Raw genomic sequence first — 16149 nt, 5'->3', positions numbered from 1 at the left:
AGAGGAGCGTGCCCATGCCGGAACTCGTCCGCCTGTATCTTCGCAACATTCTGCTGGGCTTCTGCCTTGCGGTCGGCTTCACCGTCCTGCTGGTGGCGCTCGATGTCGCGCATCTGCGCCACCTTACGCTTGAAACCTCGGGCGGCTGGCTGGCGCTTGGGATGCTGGTCCTTTTCAATGCCATCTGCTTTGCCGGTGTTCAGTTCGCCATAGCCGTCATGCAGATGGCCGACCCGCCCCGCCCGCCACGCGGGGGAAACCGGGCACCCGCAGGCAGGGGCGCGGCCATTCCCGTTGCCTTGGCGGGAACGCCGCGCCGGCGCTGATCCACCATAGCCCAGCAACCGCGAACGGCCGGCCGCGCAAGCGCGCCGGCCGTCATGTTCATGCATCCGGCGGTTGAAGGCGCGGTTAAAAGGAATGGTTTACGTTAAGGTTGTGTGGGTTTTGCAACACAGATGGGTCAAAGCCCGGCGAGGTTTTCTAGTCTTGACTCTGTATCTTCATCTTTGTGCTGGTTGGATGGACGTGTTTAGTTACTGAAAAGCATGACGGTTTTCAGCCTCAGAGTGCCCCCTCGCGAGTCCATGCCCTGATGCCGCCGGGTTCCAGGATAACCTTACACGAACCCGTGAGGAGGGCGTCGATCTGCCGGCCCGGTTTAAAATCGAAGCCCGCAGTTCTAGATCAGGCTTCGTAAGCGGCCACCGCAAGATGGCCTTTCTGAGGATCGAGAGGAACGCAATGAAGAAACTTGCTCTCCTGACCAGCGCATCGGCCCTGGCCGTTCTGCTGGGCGCGCCTGCCTTCGCGCAGGAAGAATTCGCTGTTGGCGGCGGTGTCATCGGGGCCAACAATATCAACCAGCGCATCACGGACATCCGTGACGACGTTCAGGACGACTTCGACCGCTCGAACGATTCGCGCCGCTTCGGCCCGGCCGACCGCAAGACCGGCCTCGCAGGTTCGGTGGCGATGAGCTATACCGGCCGCACCGGCAACTCGGAAAACCAGGACTTCTCGCTCGCGGGCAGCCTGAGCCACAGCGTCGGTCAGTTCCAGCAGTCCGTCGGCATCGTGCTTGAATACGGTGAAGACAACGATGGCGACACCAACACCGAAAAGACCTCGGTGATCTATGACGCCAACTACTACTTCAACGACAAGTTCTATGCCTTCGCGCTGGGTCGTCTGGCGACCGACGGGATGGCTGGCGACATCGACGGCCTGGCCGACGATGAAACCTTCGCCGACCTGGACGGCGGGCTGAAGCGCGACGCGTTCTTCGGCGTTGGTCCGGGCTATCGGATCATCAACAACGACACCACTGCATGGCGCATGCAGGCGGGTGTGGGCATCCGCTACACCAAGCAGTTCGTTGTCGATGCGACCGATGCCGTTGACCCGCTGATGGGTTCGGGCCACTGGGATTCGAACACCGGAACCGGCTACATCGTGTCGTCGCGCTTCTACCACAAGTTCAACGACCAGTTCTTCCTGACCAACTACACCGACTGGCTGTCGTCGGAAGATTCGCCCGACACCGCCACCAACGAACTGGGCCTGAACTTCAAGATGTCCGACGCCTTTGCGACCCGCGTGTCGTACAAGACCGAGTATGTCGAAGATCGTGACAAGCGCACCGACAACACGCTGGGCGTTTCGCTCGTCTACGGGTTCTGATCAGCTTCGCTCTGATCCGAGCTTGCTTGGGAAGGACGGCCGCAGGGCCGTCCTTTTCCGTTGGCGCGGCGTGAAAAGCCAGGAAGGCCGCCCCTGGCAAGGGGCGGCCTTCTGAATGTGGCGGGAACCGCAGCGACCGTGCCAGCGCAGGTTTTCCCGAAAGCCTGGTGAACCAGGTGGGTGCCAGGTAACGTGACCAGGGCCACGACAGCGCCAGCCCCCATCGAGAAATTATAGGCCAGTGGAAAAAATGGCCGTTCACGAGAAGAGCAGAAACCCGCCAAGGCGTTAGCTAAGGGGCGGCACGACCGCTCGCAAGGGTCATCCATGCATGACTTGCAGCTTGCAGGATGTTCCCATTTCGTTCATCATTGGATCATGAATGACGCTTCTGTTCCGGCCCAGCCGGGCTTTCGGCTTGCCCGCGGGGTGGTGCGAATGCTGGCGGGTCTGGGCCACGCCCCGCTATGCGAATTCGTGCCCGCGCCAGGGCAGCGTGTCGATGTGATCTCGGTCGCGCCCTCGGGCGAGATCTGGATCGTCGAATGCAAAAGCTGCCGTGCCGATTTCGTCGCAGACCGCAAGTGGCAGGGCTATCTCGACTGGTGCGACCGGTTCTTCTGGGCCACCGATTGCGACTTTCCCGCCCAATTGCTGCCCGAGGGCGACGGGTTGATGGTGGCGGATGCCTATGGGGCCGAAATCATCCGCCCTGCGCCTTGTGCCCGCCTCGCCGCGGCACGGCGTGCCCGCATCCTGCGCGACATTGCCCGCACGGCCGCCTGCCGCCTCATACGGCTGTCGGACCCGGAGGCATTCACCGGACCGTTGCCGGACTGAAGGGCCCGCCGGTCTGCGGGGCAGGGCAGCGCCGCTTGCCTGACCTGAACTAGCGCCTGCCGCCCTTGCCGGGCTTGCCGCCCCGCTCTCCCTGTCCCCTGCCCATGCCGCGCGCGGCTTCGGCAGCGGCCATCAGCTCTTCGGCGATCTCGGCGGCCTCGTCGGGCTCGAAATCCAGCGGCAGGTCGATGCCCTCGCCCTCGACATAGATGCGCACCATCCCCTGGTCGGTCGGGCCGATCTGAAGATTGGCGGAAACGTCGCTTTCGCTGTTGATCCCCATCGCGGCGGTCCTCTGCATCCTTGATCCGTTTCCCTTATCGGCGGCGCGGCTGGGCAGCAAGATGCACTTGCATCCGGCGCGGGCTGGCGCTAGACCCTCCGCCTGTGCCGCCTTAGCTCAGTTGGTCAGAGCGCTGGATTGTGGATCCAGAGGTCCCCCGTTCAAGCCGGGGAGGCGGTACCACCGCCCTTGCCCCCCATCCCTGACGGCAGCCCTGCCGGGACTTGACCGCTCGATCCTGTCCTGACCTGATGGGGCAACCTTGGGCGGATAGCATGACCACCACGATCGACATTCTGAACGGCCCCAACCTCAATCTCCTGGGCAGGCGGCAGCCCGAGATCTATGGGCGCGAGACGCTTGCCGATGTCGAGGCGGCCTGCGCAGCCCTTGCGGCCGAGCTGGGCGTCGCCCTGCGCTTTCGCCAGTCGAACCACGAGGGCCAGATCATCGACTGGATTCACGAGGCGCGGGAAAGCGCCGCGGGCATCGTCATCAATCCGGGCGCCTTCACGCATACCTCGGTGGCGATCCTTGATGCGCTCAAGGCCTTTGACGGCCCGGTGATCGAGGTCCACATCTCGAATGTCCATCAGCGCGAAAGCTTTCGCCATCATTCCTATGTCAGCCTGCGGGCGGATGGGGTGATCGCGGGCTGCGGCACGCAGGGCTATCTGCTGGCGCTGCGCCGGGTGGCCGCGCTGGCGGCATAGCCGCTTTCGCCGGCGGGCCGGGGCCGCTATACGCGCCCCTGATCAATGCGAGGGGTGTTCATGGCAAATGTGGTGGTGGTCGGCGCCCAGTGGGGTGACGAGGGCAAGGGCAAGATCGTCGATTGGCTGTCGGAACGCGCCGATGTGATCGCCCGCTTTCAGGGCGGCCACAACGCCGGCCATACGCTGGTCATCGGCGAGCAGGTGTTCAAGCTGTCGCTGCTGCCTTCGGGGATCGTGCGTCCGGGCAAGCTGGCGGTGATCGGCAACGGCGTCGTGCTGGACCCATGGGCGCTTTTCGCCGAAATCGAAAAGCTGGCGGGGCAGGGGGTCGCCATCTCGACCGACAACCTGATGATCGCCGAGAACACGCCCCTGATCCTGCCGCTGCACCAGGATCTGGACCGCCTGCGCGAAGAGGCTGCCGGCAGCGCCAGGATCGGCACCACCGGCCGCGGCATCGGCCCTGCCTATGAGGACAAGGTCGGGCGCCGCGCCATCCGCGTGGCGGACCTGGCCGACGAGGAAACGCTGGACCAGCGGCTCGACCGCCTGCTTGCCCATCACGATGCGCTGCGCCAGGGGCTGGGCGCCGATCCCATCGACCGGGCCGACCTGCGCGCGCGCCTGCTGGATATCGCGCCCAGGCTGCTGCCCTATGCCCAGCCGGTGTGGAAGGTGATGGCCGACGCGCGGCGGTCGGGCAAGCGCATCCTTTTCGAGGGCGCGCAGGGCTCGCTGCTGGACATCGACTTCGGCACCTATCCCTATGTCACCTCCTCCACCACCATGTCGGGGATGGCCGCGTCGGGGACCGGCATGGGGCCGGGCGCGATCGGCTATGTGCTGGGGATCGTCAAGGCCTACACGACCCGCGTCGGCTCCGGCCCTTTCCCGACCGAGCTGGAGGACGAGGTCGGCCAGCGCCTGGGCGAGCGCGGGCGCGAGTTCGGCACCGTGACCGGGCGCAAGCGCCGCTGCGGCTGGTTCGACGCGGCCCTGGTGCGCCAGACCTGCGCCATTTCCGGCGTGAACGGCATTGCCCTGACCAAGCTGGACGTGCTGGACGGGTTCAAGACGCTGCGGATCTGCACCGGCTATACCGTGGACGGCCGGCATTATGACTATCTGCCCACCGCGGCCGCCCTGCAGGCGCGCGCCGTTCCCGTCTATGAGGAAATCGAGGGCTGGTCGGAATCGACCGAGGGCGCGCGCAGCTGGGCCGATCTGCCCGCCGCCGCGATCAAGTATGTCCGCCGCATCGAGGAACTGATCCAGTGCCCCGTGGCGCTGCTGTCCACCAGCCCGGAACGCGACGACACCATCCTTGTCACCGACCCCTTCGCCGACTGATGGACCGGAAAACCCGCAAGCGCTGGTCGCTGATCCTGCTGGTGGTATGGCTGCCGGCTTATCTGGTCCTTGCCTGGTGGCTGCTGGCCTGGGTGGGGGATCTGTATGGCGGCCGCCCCCCCGGCTGGCTTGAGCTGCCGCTCTATGTCGTGCTGGCCTTTGCATGGGCCGTTCCGTTCCGCCGGGTGTTCAGCGGCACCGGGCGCGGCGAATGAAGCCTGTGCTGTCGAGCGACCGGGGCATCACCCTGATCGGCGGCGGCACGGTTGAACCGCGGCATCTGGCGGCGGCGCTGGCCCTGGCCCCGGCGGTCGTTGCCGCCGATTCCGGGGCCGACATCGCCCTTGAAAACGGCATCGAGCCGCTGGCGGTGATCGGCGATCTCGACAGCCTGTCCGCCGCAGCGCGCGGGCGGCTGGGCGACCGCCTTCACCCCGTGGCCGAGCAGGACAGCACCGATTTCGAGAAATGCCTGCTGCGGCTGTCGGCGCCTTTCGTGATCGGCGTCGGTTTCGGGGGGGCGCGCCTCGATCATGCCCTGGCGGCGCTTGGCGTTCTTGTGCGGCGCATCGGGCCGCCGACCGTGCTGATCTGCGGCGATGATGTGGTGCTGGCCTGCCCGCCGCAGCTTGCCACCCGGCTTGCGCCCGGCACCCGGCTGTCGCTGTTCCCCATGGGCCCGGCTCGGGTGGAGAGCCAAGGCCTGCGCTGGCCGACCACCGGGCTCGACCTTGCGCCGGCCGGGCGCATCGGCACCTCGAACGAGGTCACCGGGCCGGTGCGTCTGGGCGTTAATGGGCCGGTGCTGCTGATCCTGCCGCAGGACCGGCTGAACGCCGCCATTGCCATTGCCCGCGCATGACAGGGCCGCCCGGCTTTGCCTCGGGCGGCCCCAAATATCCCGGGGTCCGGGGCAACGCCCCGGTCCGTCCTGTCGTCGCCGGGCCTAGCGCCCGCGGATGCGCGGGTCGAGCGCGTCGCGCAGCCCGTCGCCGATATAGTTCACCGTCAGCACCGTCAGCGAGATCAGCGCCCCCGGCAGCACCACCCGCATGGGATAGTTCTGCATCTGCGGGATGGCGTCGAACAGCAGCCGGCCCCAGGTCGGAAAATCCGGGGGGAACCCCAGCCCCAGGAACGACAGCGCCGATTCCGTGATGATCGCGCTGGCGATGCCCAGCGTGGCCGCGACCATGATCGGCGACAGCACGTTCGGCAGCACATGGCGGCGCATCATGCGCCCGCTGGGCGTGCCGATCGACCGGGCCGCCAGGATGAACTCGCGTTCCTTCAGGCCAAGGACATCGCCGCGCACGATCCGGGCCGCCTGCATCCAGCTCGTGGCGCCGATGGCGACCACGATCAGCAGGAAGGTGCCCGGCCCCGCGCCGAAGTTCTTGGCCAGCGGTTCGCGGAACAGCGTCACCATCAGCAGCAGCAGGGGCAGCAGCGGCAGGGCAAGGAACAGCTCGATCAGCCGCGACAACGGCGCATCAAGCCGGCGGTAGAAGCCCGCCAGGATGCCGATGAGGCTGCCCAGCATGACGGCAATGATCATGGCCGTCATGCCGACGGCGATGGATGTCCGCCCGCCGATCATCAGGCGCGCCAATGTGTCGCGCCCCAGCTGGTCGGTGCCCAGCGGATGGGCCCAGCTTGGCCCCTTGTTGCGCGCGCGGATGTCCACGAAGGTCGCGTCCAGCGACCACAGCCATGGTCCGGCCAGCACGAACAGCAGGATCAGAAGGAACACCATCAGCGCGACCATCGCGCCGCGGTGCCGCCGGAACTGCGCCCATACGTCGCGCCATTGGCTGCGCTGGTCCGTCGCCGCGCCTGCCGGATCGGCAAGGGGCATGGCCGCCCGGTCCGCGGGTGTCTGCCCTGTCAGGGGCGCGGGCTGCCCCTGCGGCGGGGTGCTGTCTGGAACAAGGGGATCAGTCATACCGGATCCTCGGGTCGAGGACGCCATACAGAAGGTCTGCGATCAGGGTGAAGGCAACGATGAGGATGGCGAAGATGAAGGTGAGCGTCAGCACCATGGGGATGTCATTGGCCTGGATGGCCGAGATCAGCAGCTGCCCCAGGCCGTTCACCCGGAACACCTGTTCGGTGATGATGGCGCCGCCAAAGACCGAGGGCAGCCCCAGCGCGATGACGGTCACCACCGGGATGAGGCTGTTGCGCAGCACGTGCTTGAGCACCACGGTCCGTTCCGCCAGGCCCTTGGCCCGCGCCGTGCGCACGTAATCCTGGCGCAGGTTGTCCAGCATCGAGGCGCGCATGAATCGGGAAATCTGCGCCGCGTTATACAGCGACAGAACGGTCACGGGCATGACCATCTGGCGCACCTGCTTCCAGAAGCTGGGCCAGTCGGTGACATGCAGGGTGGTGTCATAGACCGAGGGAAACCACTGCAGGTTTACGGCGAAGATGATGATCAGCACGACGCCCGTAAAGAAGGTCGGCATGGAAAAGCCCACCATCGACAGGAAGGTGCCGAGCTGGTCGAACCAGGAATACTGCCGGTAGGCCGAATAGATGCCGATCGGAATGGCGATCAGCACGCCGACCAGATAGCTGAAGCCGACGACGATCAGCGTCTGGGGGATGCGCTGCGCGATCACGTCAAAGACGGGCACGCGCGACTGGAAGCTGATGATCCGCTGCTGCCCCTCGACGATCGAGGTGCCCAGCCATTGATCGACCCAGTGCATCGGCTCGATCCAGAAGAACTGCTTCAGCCACAGCACATAGCGGATATACCACGCCTGTCCCAGGCCCAGCGCCTCGCGCATCTTGGCCTTGACCTCGGGCGGCACCGTCAGGGGCACATTGCCCAGCGGATCGCCCGGAGAAAGCTCCAGCAGCAGGAAGATGACAAGCGAGATGAAGATAAGTGACGGTATCGCCAGAGCGATCCGTCGCAATGTATAGGTCAGCATGACGCTTTCCCCGGAAAGAAGAACGCCGCCCTGCGCCCATGGGCACAGGGCGGCCATTGGGGTGTCAGATCACTTCACCCGGAACCAGTCCGAGGCGTTCCACAGCTCGGTATCCCACACGTTCATGACGACGCCGCCCAGCGTGTTCGAGCGGGCCGAGAAGCGGCCGCGGTCGATCAGCGGCAGATTGACGTTGGAATCGACGGTGATCATGTTGTTCAGCTTCTTGGCCAGCTCGCCCCGCTTGGCCCCGTCCACCTCGGACAGCATCTGCATGACGCCTTCGTCATAGGCCTTGTCGCAGTAGCGGACATAGTTCTCGCCCTGCCACTGGTTGGCCGGGGTCGGCGCCTTGTCGCAGGTCCATTGCGCCAGATAGGGCTGGGGGTCGGTGCCGTCGAAGTTGTTGGCATACATCTGCACGTCGGCATAGAACTTCTGCACGGTATCGGGCGAGCCGGCGTCGGCGCCGAAGAACACCGAGCCGTCCACCTGCTTCAGTTCCGTATCGACGCCGATTTCCGACCACCACTGCTTGATGATCGACTGGAATTCCTGCCGGACCGGGTTCACCGAGGACTGGAACAGGACCTTCAGCTTCCTGCCGTCCTTTTCGCGGATGCCGTCGGCGCCGACCGTCCAGCCGGCCTCGTCCAGCAGCTTCTTGGCGCCCTCGATGTCCTGGGTCAGGCACGAGGTGTTCTTGGCGGCATAGGCCTCGGGGGCGGGGACCAGATCGCAGGTCGGCCGGCCAGCCTCGCCATAACCGATGTCGGACAGGGCCTGGCGATCCAGCGCCATCGACATCGCCTGGCGCACCTTGGGATCAGAGAAGAACGGGTGGGGATGCTTTGCGGTCCCGCGCTCGCCCTCAGGCAGGTCCGAGGAGGGATCGGTCTGGTTCAGCTCGATCCGCTCGACCAGCGTGCCGAAGGCGACCTCGAACACGCCCTTGCCGCCGGCCTTCATCTGTTCCTGCAGTTCGGGGTTCACCTGGGTGTTCCAGGCATAGTCGAACTCGCCCGTTTCCATGACCGCGCGGGTGGCCGATTCGGAATCGCCACCGCCCTTGACCATGGCGGTCGCAAAGGCCGGCTTGGCCGGGTCACGATAGTTGGGGTTGGCTTCCAGCATCACGACGTCGTTGACCTTGAAGTCGGTGACGCGGAACGGGCCGGTGCCGATCGGCTTGGTGTTCTGCTCGGTGCAGGTCGAGGCGGCGGTGCCCAGGCAGTTCTGGAACTGCGCCTTTTGCAGGATCGGCGAGGTCGAGCCCACGAAGGCGGTGAAGGGATTGGCCTGTGCCTTGTCGAAGGTGACCTTGACGGTCAGCGGATCGACCGCCTCGACCGACTTGATCCCCTCGTAACGCGCCAGCTGCGCGCAACCGCCTTCGGGATGCATGCAGTAGTCGGCGGTGAACTTCACGTCCTCGGACGTGAAGGGCGTGCCGTCCGACCACTTCATGTCCGGCTTGATCTTCCAGGTGATCGAGGTGCGGTCGGCCGAGATGCCCCCGTTCTCGATGCTGGGGATCTCGGACACGAGGCGGGGGATGATGTTGCCCTTTTCGTCGAAGCCGGCCAGCGGCTCCAGCACGAGGCTGCCCACCTCGATGTCCTTGGTGCCCCCGGACATATAGCCGTTCATGGTCGAGACCGCCTGCGAATACAGGATCTTGACCTGGCCGTCGGTGCCGCGTTCGGCCTGGGCGGCGCTCGCCAGCGCCATGGTCGCGGCGGCGCCCATCAGCAGGGTGGTGATCTTCATGCACGTTTCTCCGTGTTGGCTGTCAGCGGCCGCGGGCTGCTGGCGTGTTACCGGGCTGCCCGGCTGCTTATCTGGTCCAGCATGCGGGCGCCCCGCGGAATGGCCGCAGTTTCATCGTCAGGGCGGGGCGATTGCAAGCGCAAAGATCACCTCTCCGTGACACTTGCAAACAGAGGCGTGTGGCGGCACGTTCCGCGGACCGTCCCCCCGGGCGGCTGCAGAGGAACACCGCCATGCTCGACGATGCCGCCGCCCCTGTCGGGGCCGCCCCCCTTGTTTCCATAGACGGGCTGCGAGTCAGCTTTCAGACGCGCGAGGGCCGCGTTGCCGGCGTGAACGAGATCAGCTTTGACATCCGCCCTGGCGAATGTGTCTGCGTGGTGGGCGAATCCGGGTCGGGCAAATCGGTCACGTCGCTGTCGCTGATGCGCCTTGTCGAATACGGCGGCGGGCAGATCGAACGGGGCGCGATGCTGTTCGACCGCGGCGACGGCCGCCCCGTCGATCTGGCGCGGCAAAGCGACGCCACGATGCGGGACGTGCGCGGCAACCGCATCGGCATGATCTTCCAGGAGCCGATGACCTCGCTGAACCCGGTGTTCACGATCGGCGACCAGCTGGCCGAATCGCTGATCGTGCATCGCGGCATGACCCGCGCGCAGGCGCGTGCCCGCGCGCTGGCGCTTTTGCGCGAGGTGCGCATCCCCGAGCCCGAACGCCGGCTCGACCAGTATCCGCACGAGCTGTCGGGCGGCATGCGCCAGCGCGTGGTCATCGCCATGGCCATGGCCTGCGAGCCGCGCCTGCTGATCTGCGACGAGCCGACGACCGCGCTGGATGTGACCATCCAGGCCGAGATCCTCGCCCTCATCAACCGCCTCAAGCGCGAAAAGCGGATGGCGGTGCTGTTCATCACCCATGACATGGCGGTGGTGGCGCAGATGGCCGACCGCGTGGTGGTGATGCTGCGCGGCGACAAGGTCGAGGAGGGCCCGGTCGAGCAGATCTTCGAATCCCCGCGCGAGGATTACACCAAGGCCTTGCTGGCCGCCGTGCCGCGCCTGGGCGAGATGGAGGGCACCGACGCGCCTGTCCCGCTGCGCCTGATGCGGGGCGCCAGCGCGGCCGAGCCGCGCCCCATCGTGGTCGAAGACCCCCAGCCCCTGCTCGAGGTGCGCGATCTGTGCACCCGCTTTGCTGTCAAGGGCGGGCTGCTGCGCCGGACGGTCGCGCAGGTCCATGCGGTCGAGGATGTCTCGTTCACCCTGAACGGGGGCGAGACGCTCAGCCTCGTGGGCGAATCAGGCTGCGGCAAATCGACCTGCGGCCGGTCGATCCTGCGGCTGGTCGAGCCGACCTCGGGATCGGTGCGGCTGGGCGGCACCGACGTTCTGGCGCTGTCCTCCGGGCAGTTGCGCCGGGCGCGGCAGGACATGCAGATGATCTTTCAGGATCCCTTCGCCAGTCTCGACCCCCAGATGCGCCTGTTCGACCAGATCGAGGAGCCGATGCTGAACTATGGCATCGGATCGCGCACCGAACGGGCGGACCGCATCGCGGCGCTGTTCGACCGGGTGGAACTGCCGCGCAGCTTCATGCGCCGCTATCCGCACGAGATGTCGGGCGGCCAGCGCCAGCGCATCGCCATCGCCCGCGCCCTGGCGCTGCGCCCGCGTCTGATCATCGCCGACGAGGCGGTGTCGGCGCTGGATGTGTCGGTGCAGGCGCAGGTGCTGAACCTGCTGATGGAATTGCAGCAGGACATGGGCATTTCCATGCTGTTCATCAGCCATGACATGGCCGTCGTCGAACGGGTCAGCCATCATGTCGCGGTCATGTATCTGGGCCGCATCGTGGAAATCGGCACCCGCCGGCAGGTGTTCGAAAACCCCCAGCACAGCTATACCCGCCAGCTGATGGCCGCCGTCCCGGTTGCCGACCCCCGGCAGAAGAAGATCAGCGAGGATCTGAACTTCAAGCCGATCCCCTCGCCCATCCATCCGCTGGGCTACCAGCCGCCGCGTTCGACCTATCGCGAGGTCGCGCCGGGGCACCGGGTCATGGTCGAGCCGGTCACGCACGGCTAGAAGGCGCGCCGCTTTCCTGCCGCCCTGACGGGGGGCTTGCGCGGCAGCCGGGCGCGGCGTGCCCCGCCTCTCTTGCGTCCGGGCCGCGAGGGGCTAGCCTGTGGCCCGAAGAAGGAGAGCCATCATGCCCGTCAAGAACCGTTTCGCCGAGCTGCAATCCGAGATCACCGCCTGGCGGCGCGATTTTCACGAAAACCCCGAACTGCTCTACGAGGTCCATCGCACCGCTGGCCGGGTGGCCGAGCTGCTGCGCGGCTTTGGCGTGGACGAGGTGGTCGAAGGGATCGGCAAGACCGGCGTCGTGGGCGTGATCCGCGGCCGCACCGACACGCATGGTCGGGTCATCGGCCTGCGCGCCGACATGGATGCCCTGCCCATCAGCGAGACGACCGGCGCGCCCCATGCGTCCCGCACCCCCAATGTCATGCATGCCTGCGGCCATGACGGCCACACCGCGATGCTGCTGGGGGCGGCGAAATACCTGGCCGAGACGCGCAACTTCGACGGCACCGCCATCGTCATCTTCCAGCCCGCCGAAGAGGGCGGGGCAGGGGGGCAGGCCATGGTGCAGGACGGGCTGGTCGAGCGCTGGGGCATCCAGGAATTCTACGGCATGCACAACATGCCGGGCATCCCGGTCGGCAGCTTTGCCATCCGCGAGGGCGGGATCATGGCCGCCGCCGACCAGTTCGACATCGTGGTGACCGGCAAGGGCGGTCACGCAGCCAAGCCCCATGAATGCATCGACACGACCCTGGTTGCCGCGCAGATCATCGTTGCCGCGCAATCCATCGTGTCGCGCAACGTTGACCCGCTGAAGAACGCGGTCGTGTCAATCTGCGTCGTGCAGACCGATTCGACCGCGCATAACGTCATCCCGCAGGTCGTGCGGATGAAGGGCACGGCCCGCAGCCTGGACGATGCGGTGCGCGACCAGCTGGAGGCCGACATAAGGCGCGTGGCCCAGGGCATCGCTGCCGCCTATGGCGCCAGGGTCGAGGTCGAATACAGCCGCGGCTATCCCGTTACGCGCAACCACCCCGAACAGACCGGCCATGCCGCCGAGGTGGCGCGCGCGATTACGCCGCAGGTTCAGACGGATGTCGCCCCGATGATGGGGGGCGAGGATTTCAGCTACATGCTGGAACAGAAACCGGGCGCCTACATCTTCGTCGGCAATGGCGACACGGCGATGCTGCACAGCCCCGCCTATGACTTCGACGATGAGGCCATCCCCTTTGGCGCAAGCTGGTATGCGGGCATGGTCGAGGCGCGGATGCCCGCCGCCTGACGGGCGCAGGCGCGGCGCGGGCTTCCTGTCCCCGCGCCTTGCCGCATCTGCGCGGCGGGCGCGCGGTCCGGCCGCCGGCCATGGCGCGGCCGAGCCTGCCCGGCCGCGCCCTTGGGGCTGCAGGGTTACAGCGTATCCGGTATGATGCCGGTGCGCGCCTCGGCAGCGGCTGCCGCGGCCGGGCTGCTGGGCTGGGCGGAAACGGTGCCCGCGGGCGTGCGGGGCGCCGGGCGGGGCGAGGAGTCGTCCATGCTCGTCTGGCAGGCGGCCAGCGCCAGCAGGGACAGGATGGCGGCCATGGGGCCGGGGTGGAATGCGCGCATCATCGGGTTCTCGCTGCAGGGGCGTTGCTGCCGGAAGGGTGGCGTCCACCGACACCTTTGTCCATCCCCATGGGCGGGCATGGCAGAATGACGCGGCCTTCCTTGTGCTGCCCGCGCCGCGGGCCTATCTTGGCGCAATGCCAGATGTCGCCCCGCTGATCGATCCCTTCGCGCGCCCGATCACCTATCTGCGGGTCTCGGTCACCGACCGCTGCGATTTCCGCTGCACCTACTGCATGGCCGAGCACATGCAGTTCCTGCCCAAGGCCGAGCTGCTCACGCTGGAGGAGCTGGAGCGGCTGTGCGGCGCCTTCGTGGACCTTGGCGTGCGCAAGCTGCGCGTGACGGGGGGCGAGCCGCTGGTGCGGCGCAACATCATGTCCTTCTTCCGCGCCATGTCTGCGCGGCTGGGGCGCGGTCTGGACGAGCTGACGCTGACCACCAATGGCAGCCAGCTTGCGCGCCTTGCCCCCGAGCTGGCCGATTGCGGCGTGCGGCGGGTGAATGTCTCGCTTGATACGCTGGACCCGGACAAGTTCGCGGCCGTCACCCGCTGGGGCCGTCTGCCGCAGGTGCTGGACGGGATCGCCGCGGCACGGGCGGCAGGGCTGCGCATCAAGATCAATGCCGTGGCCCTGAAGGGCTTCAACGACAATGAGCTGTTCCGCCTTGTGGACTGGTGCGCGGCTGAAGGGCACGATCTGACCTTCATCGAGGTCATGCCCATGGGCGACATGGGCGAGGAGGCGCGCCTTGACCAGTACTGGCCCCTGCGCGACCTGCGCGCGCGGCTGGAAGAGCGGCTGACGCTGGTGCCGCTGGCCGAGCGCACCGGCGGCCCCGCCCGCTATGTCCGGGTCGAGGAAACAGGCGCGAGGATCGGTTTCATCACGCCGCTGACGCATAACTTCTGCGAAAGCTGCAACCGCGTTCGCGTTACCTGCACGGGCGAGCTGTTCATGTGCCTGGGGCAGGAGGACCGCGCCGACCTGCGCGCCCCCCTGCGCGCCAGCGCCGATGACGCGCCCTTGCGCGAGACGATCGTCGCCGCCATCGCCCGCAAGCCCAAGGGCCATGATTTCGACTATTCGCGCGGCGTGGCGGGCCAGATGTCGCGGCACATGAGCCACACCGGGGGCTGAGCGCCCCCGGCGGGCCTATCTGACGGTGATGCGCCCCTCCGGCTCGGCTTTGTAGCCCGGCCCCTGCTTGGCGAGGTAATCGGCCAGGACATCGGCCAGGTCGGGCCCGAAATCATAGGCCGCGCGCGCCTGGGTTGCGAAAACGTCATAGCCGTCGCCGCCACGGCGCAGATAGTCATTGGTCACGACTCCATAGATCCTGCCGGGGTCGAGCGGCGCCCACCCTGCGCCCTCGCGGACCTGCACATCGCTGATCCGGCTGCCTTTCGGGGCCTCTGGATCGACCGTGTATTTCAGCCCCGCGACCTGGGCAAAGCGGCCGGCTCCCTCCTCCATCCGGCTGGCGCCGTTTTCCAGCGCCGCAAGGATCGTGGCGCCAGACGCCTCGAAGGTGGCCAGGGTGTTCTGGAACGGCAGGACCGAGACGACCTCGCCCATCGTCACCGGCCCGGCATCGATCGAGGCGCGCAGGCCGCCGCCGTTCTGGATCGCGATGGTCACGCCCTGCGCAACCACGCGGTCGAGCATGGCGTCGGCGACCGCATTGCCCATCCCGCATTCCCGCATGCGGCAATCCTTGCGGTCGGCGCCCAGCGGGGCTGCGATCTCGGCCACCTGCCTGGCGCGAAGCGCCTCGATCGGGGCGGCCATGTCCCTGATGCGGGCGGCGATGGCCTCGTCCTCGGGCCATGACTGGTCAAGCAGGATCGGCGCGCCTTCGGCCCGGATCAGCTTGCCCGCATCGTCGAAGGTCAGCGTCAGATCGCCCAGATACTTGCCATAGGCATAGGCGGTGGCGACCGGCACCTCGGTTCCGTCGGCGCCCTTGACCATGGCGGGATAGGTGCCCTCGGCCCCCTCCATCCCGCCCAGAAGGGTATGGGAATGGCCCCCGATGATGGCATCGAGGCCCGGCACCTGCGCGGCGATCTGCCGGTCGCGGCCATAGCCGACATGGGTCAGGCCGATGATCTTGGTCACGCCCGCCTCGGTCAGCGCCTGAACATCGCCCCTCAGGCTGTCGATGTCGTCTTTGAAGATCACCGTCGGGCCGGGGGACGAGGTTTCCGGCGTGTCCATCGCCAGCGCCGACACCAGGCCGATCCTTTCCCCGCCCACGTCCAGGGTCACGGTCTTTTTCAGCCTGCCGCGCAGCCGGTCAGCCTGCGAAACGTCCAGATTGCCCGACATCACCGGAAAGCGCGCGCCGTCCAGCAGCACCATGGCGCCGTCGGGGCCATCGTCGAATTCGTGGTTGCCCAGGGTCATGGCGTCATAGCCGACCGCGTTCATGAACTCGGCCGTGTCCCGCCCCTTGTAGGTCGTATAGAACAGCGAACCCTGATACTGGTCGCCCGCGTCCAGCACGATGACATTGCCGCCCGCCGCGCGGATCGCGTCCCGCCGCGCCTTGATTGCCGCGGCGAGGCGGGCGACGCCGCCGAAGCATTCCCTTTTTTCCAGCGTCTCGGCATCGCAGGTCGAATCATATCTGTTGATCGGCTCGATCCGGCTGTGGACATCGTTGGTGTGCAGAATGTGCAGCACATAATCCGCCTGCGCCGCGCCGACGCTCAGGGCCATGATGCCCGCCGAGGCAAGGAAGATCCGTTTCATGAAAACGCTCCGCTGTGGGTGGGGCCGGTATCGGCAGGGAACATGACAGGATCGCGTCAGTCCAGCGGCGGGGTTTCGCCGGGCCATCGTTCACGCTATGTT

The 16149-nt window shown here is 66.7% G+C and carries 16 protein-coding genes, 1 tRNA gene and 1 other RNA gene; 11 read left to right on the top strand and 7 right to left on the bottom strand.

The window, feature by feature from the left end; all coding sequences use genetic code 11:
- Nucleotides 1-14 precede the first annotated feature (14 nt).
- Nucleotides 15-326 (top strand): hypothetical protein, encoded by a 312-nt coding sequence (locus B0A89_RS01525; protein WP_085376629.1) that lies wholly within the window; start codon nucleotides 15-17, stop codon nucleotides 324-326.
- A gap of 418 nt (nucleotides 327-744) precedes the next feature.
- Entirely contained in the window at nucleotides 745-1683 is a 939-nt protein-coding gene (locus B0A89_RS01520; RefSeq protein ID WP_085376628.1) for a DUF481 domain-containing protein, read from the top strand.
- Nucleotides 1684-1803: 120 nt separating this feature from the next.
- On the opposite strand, the gene ssrS is transcribed toward B0A89_RS01520, so the two are convergent.
- Nucleotides 1804-1962: non-coding RNA, 6S RNA (gene ssrS / locus B0A89_RS01515), on the bottom strand.
- 99 nt (nucleotides 1963-2061) lie between these two features.
- Here ssrS and B0A89_RS01510 point away from each other — a divergent pair.
- Nucleotides 2062-2523: an MmcB family DNA repair protein gene (locus B0A89_RS01510; protein ID WP_085378682.1), complete on the top strand. Its 462-nt coding sequence runs from the start codon at nucleotides 2062-2064 to the stop codon at nucleotides 2521-2523.
- A gap of 49 nt (nucleotides 2524-2572) precedes the next feature.
- Here B0A89_RS01510 and B0A89_RS01505 read toward each other — a convergent pair whose 3' ends face one another.
- The gene (locus B0A89_RS01505; RefSeq protein ID WP_085376627.1) at nucleotides 2573-2806 is read right to left on the bottom strand and encodes a DUF6324 family protein; all 234 of its coding nucleotides are present in this window, start codon (nucleotides 2804-2806) and stop codon (nucleotides 2573-2575) included.
- Between the two features lie 106 nt (nucleotides 2807-2912).
- Here B0A89_RS01505 and B0A89_RS01500 point away from each other — a divergent pair.
- From B0A89_RS01500 to B0A89_RS01480, 5 genes are all read left to right on the top strand, one after another.
- Nucleotides 2913-2989, top strand: a tRNA-His gene (locus B0A89_RS01500).
- Nucleotides 2990-3081: 92 nt separating this feature from the next.
- Nucleotides 3082-3519 (top strand): type II 3-dehydroquinate dehydratase, encoded by a 438-nt coding sequence (gene aroQ, locus B0A89_RS01495; protein WP_085376626.1) that lies wholly within the window; start codon nucleotides 3082-3084, stop codon nucleotides 3517-3519.
- Between the two features lie 60 nt (nucleotides 3520-3579).
- Nucleotides 3580-4872, top strand: a complete 1293-nt coding sequence (locus tag B0A89_RS01490; protein ID WP_085376625.1) for an adenylosuccinate synthase — start codon at nucleotides 3580-3582, stop codon at nucleotides 4870-4872.
- Complete coding sequence (locus tag B0A89_RS01485; protein WP_085376624.1) at nucleotides 4872-5087, top strand: DUF2842 domain-containing protein; 216 nt, start codon at nucleotides 4872-4874, stop codon at nucleotides 5085-5087. The genes B0A89_RS01490 and B0A89_RS01485 overlap by 1 nt, the downstream gene beginning before the upstream one ends.
- Nucleotides 5084-5734 (top strand): thiamine diphosphokinase, encoded by a 651-nt coding sequence (locus B0A89_RS01480; RefSeq protein ID WP_085376623.1) that lies wholly within the window; start codon nucleotides 5084-5086, stop codon nucleotides 5732-5734. Before B0A89_RS01485 ends, B0A89_RS01480 begins: the two co-directional genes overlap by 4 nt.
- Nucleotides 5735-5818: 84 nt before the next feature.
- On the opposite strand, the gene B0A89_RS01475 is transcribed toward B0A89_RS01480, so the two are convergent.
- The 3 genes from B0A89_RS01475 to B0A89_RS01465 form a co-directional block, all read right to left on the bottom strand.
- Nucleotides 5819-6817, bottom strand: coding sequence for an ABC transporter permease (locus B0A89_RS01475; RefSeq protein WP_085376622.1), 999 nt, complete (start codon nucleotides 6815-6817; stop codon nucleotides 5819-5821).
- Nucleotides 6810-7817, bottom strand: coding sequence for an ABC transporter permease (locus B0A89_RS01470; RefSeq protein ID WP_085378681.1), 1008 nt, complete (start codon nucleotides 7815-7817; stop codon nucleotides 6810-6812). Before B0A89_RS01470 ends, B0A89_RS01475 begins: the two co-directional genes overlap by 8 nt.
- A 69-nt stretch (nucleotides 7818-7886) precedes the next feature.
- Nucleotides 7887-9587 carry a peptide ABC transporter substrate-binding protein gene (locus B0A89_RS01465; protein WP_085376621.1) on the bottom strand — a complete coding sequence of 567 codons (1701 nt, stop codon included), beginning with the start codon at nucleotides 9585-9587 and terminating at the stop codon, nucleotides 7887-7889.
- Nucleotides 9588-9820: 233 nt separating this feature from the next.
- Between B0A89_RS01465 and B0A89_RS01460 the strand changes: the two genes are divergently transcribed.
- Nucleotides 9821-11674: an ABC transporter ATP-binding protein gene (locus tag B0A89_RS01460; protein ID WP_085376620.1), complete on the top strand. Its 1854-nt coding sequence runs from the start codon at nucleotides 9821-9823 to the stop codon at nucleotides 11672-11674.
- Nucleotides 11675-11798: 124 nt separating this feature from the next.
- Entirely contained in the window at nucleotides 11799-12965 is a 1167-nt protein-coding gene (locus B0A89_RS01455; RefSeq protein ID WP_085376619.1) for a M20 aminoacylase family protein, read from the top strand.
- A gap of 125 nt (nucleotides 12966-13090) precedes the next feature.
- Here B0A89_RS01455 and B0A89_RS01450 read toward each other — a convergent pair whose 3' ends face one another.
- Nucleotides 13091-13291 (bottom strand): hypothetical protein, encoded by a 201-nt coding sequence (locus B0A89_RS01450; protein WP_085376618.1) that lies wholly within the window; start codon nucleotides 13289-13291, stop codon nucleotides 13091-13093.
- 134 nt (nucleotides 13292-13425) lie between these two features.
- On the opposite strand from B0A89_RS01450, the gene moaA reads away from it, so the two are divergent.
- Nucleotides 13426-14430 (top strand): GTP 3',8-cyclase MoaA, encoded by a 1005-nt coding sequence (moaA, locus tag B0A89_RS01445; protein WP_157115375.1) that lies wholly within the window; start codon nucleotides 13426-13428, stop codon nucleotides 14428-14430.
- Between the two features lie 15 nt (nucleotides 14431-14445).
- Here the strand turns inward: moaA and B0A89_RS01440 are convergent, their stop codons facing one another.
- Complete coding sequence (locus B0A89_RS01440) at nucleotides 14446-16047, bottom strand: bifunctional metallophosphatase/5'-nucleotidase (RefSeq protein WP_085376617.1); 1602 nt, start codon at nucleotides 16045-16047, stop codon at nucleotides 14446-14448.
- Between the last annotated feature and the right edge of the window lie 102 nt (nucleotides 16048-16149).

Origin of the sequence: Paracoccus contaminans, assembly GCF_002105555.1 — a bacterium.
Classification (GTDB): Bacteria; Pseudomonadota; Alphaproteobacteria; order Rhodobacterales; family Rhodobacteraceae; genus Paracoccus; species Paracoccus contaminans.
Note: the sequence above shows the minus strand (reverse complement) of the source record. Positions and strands in the feature narration are given on the sequence as shown.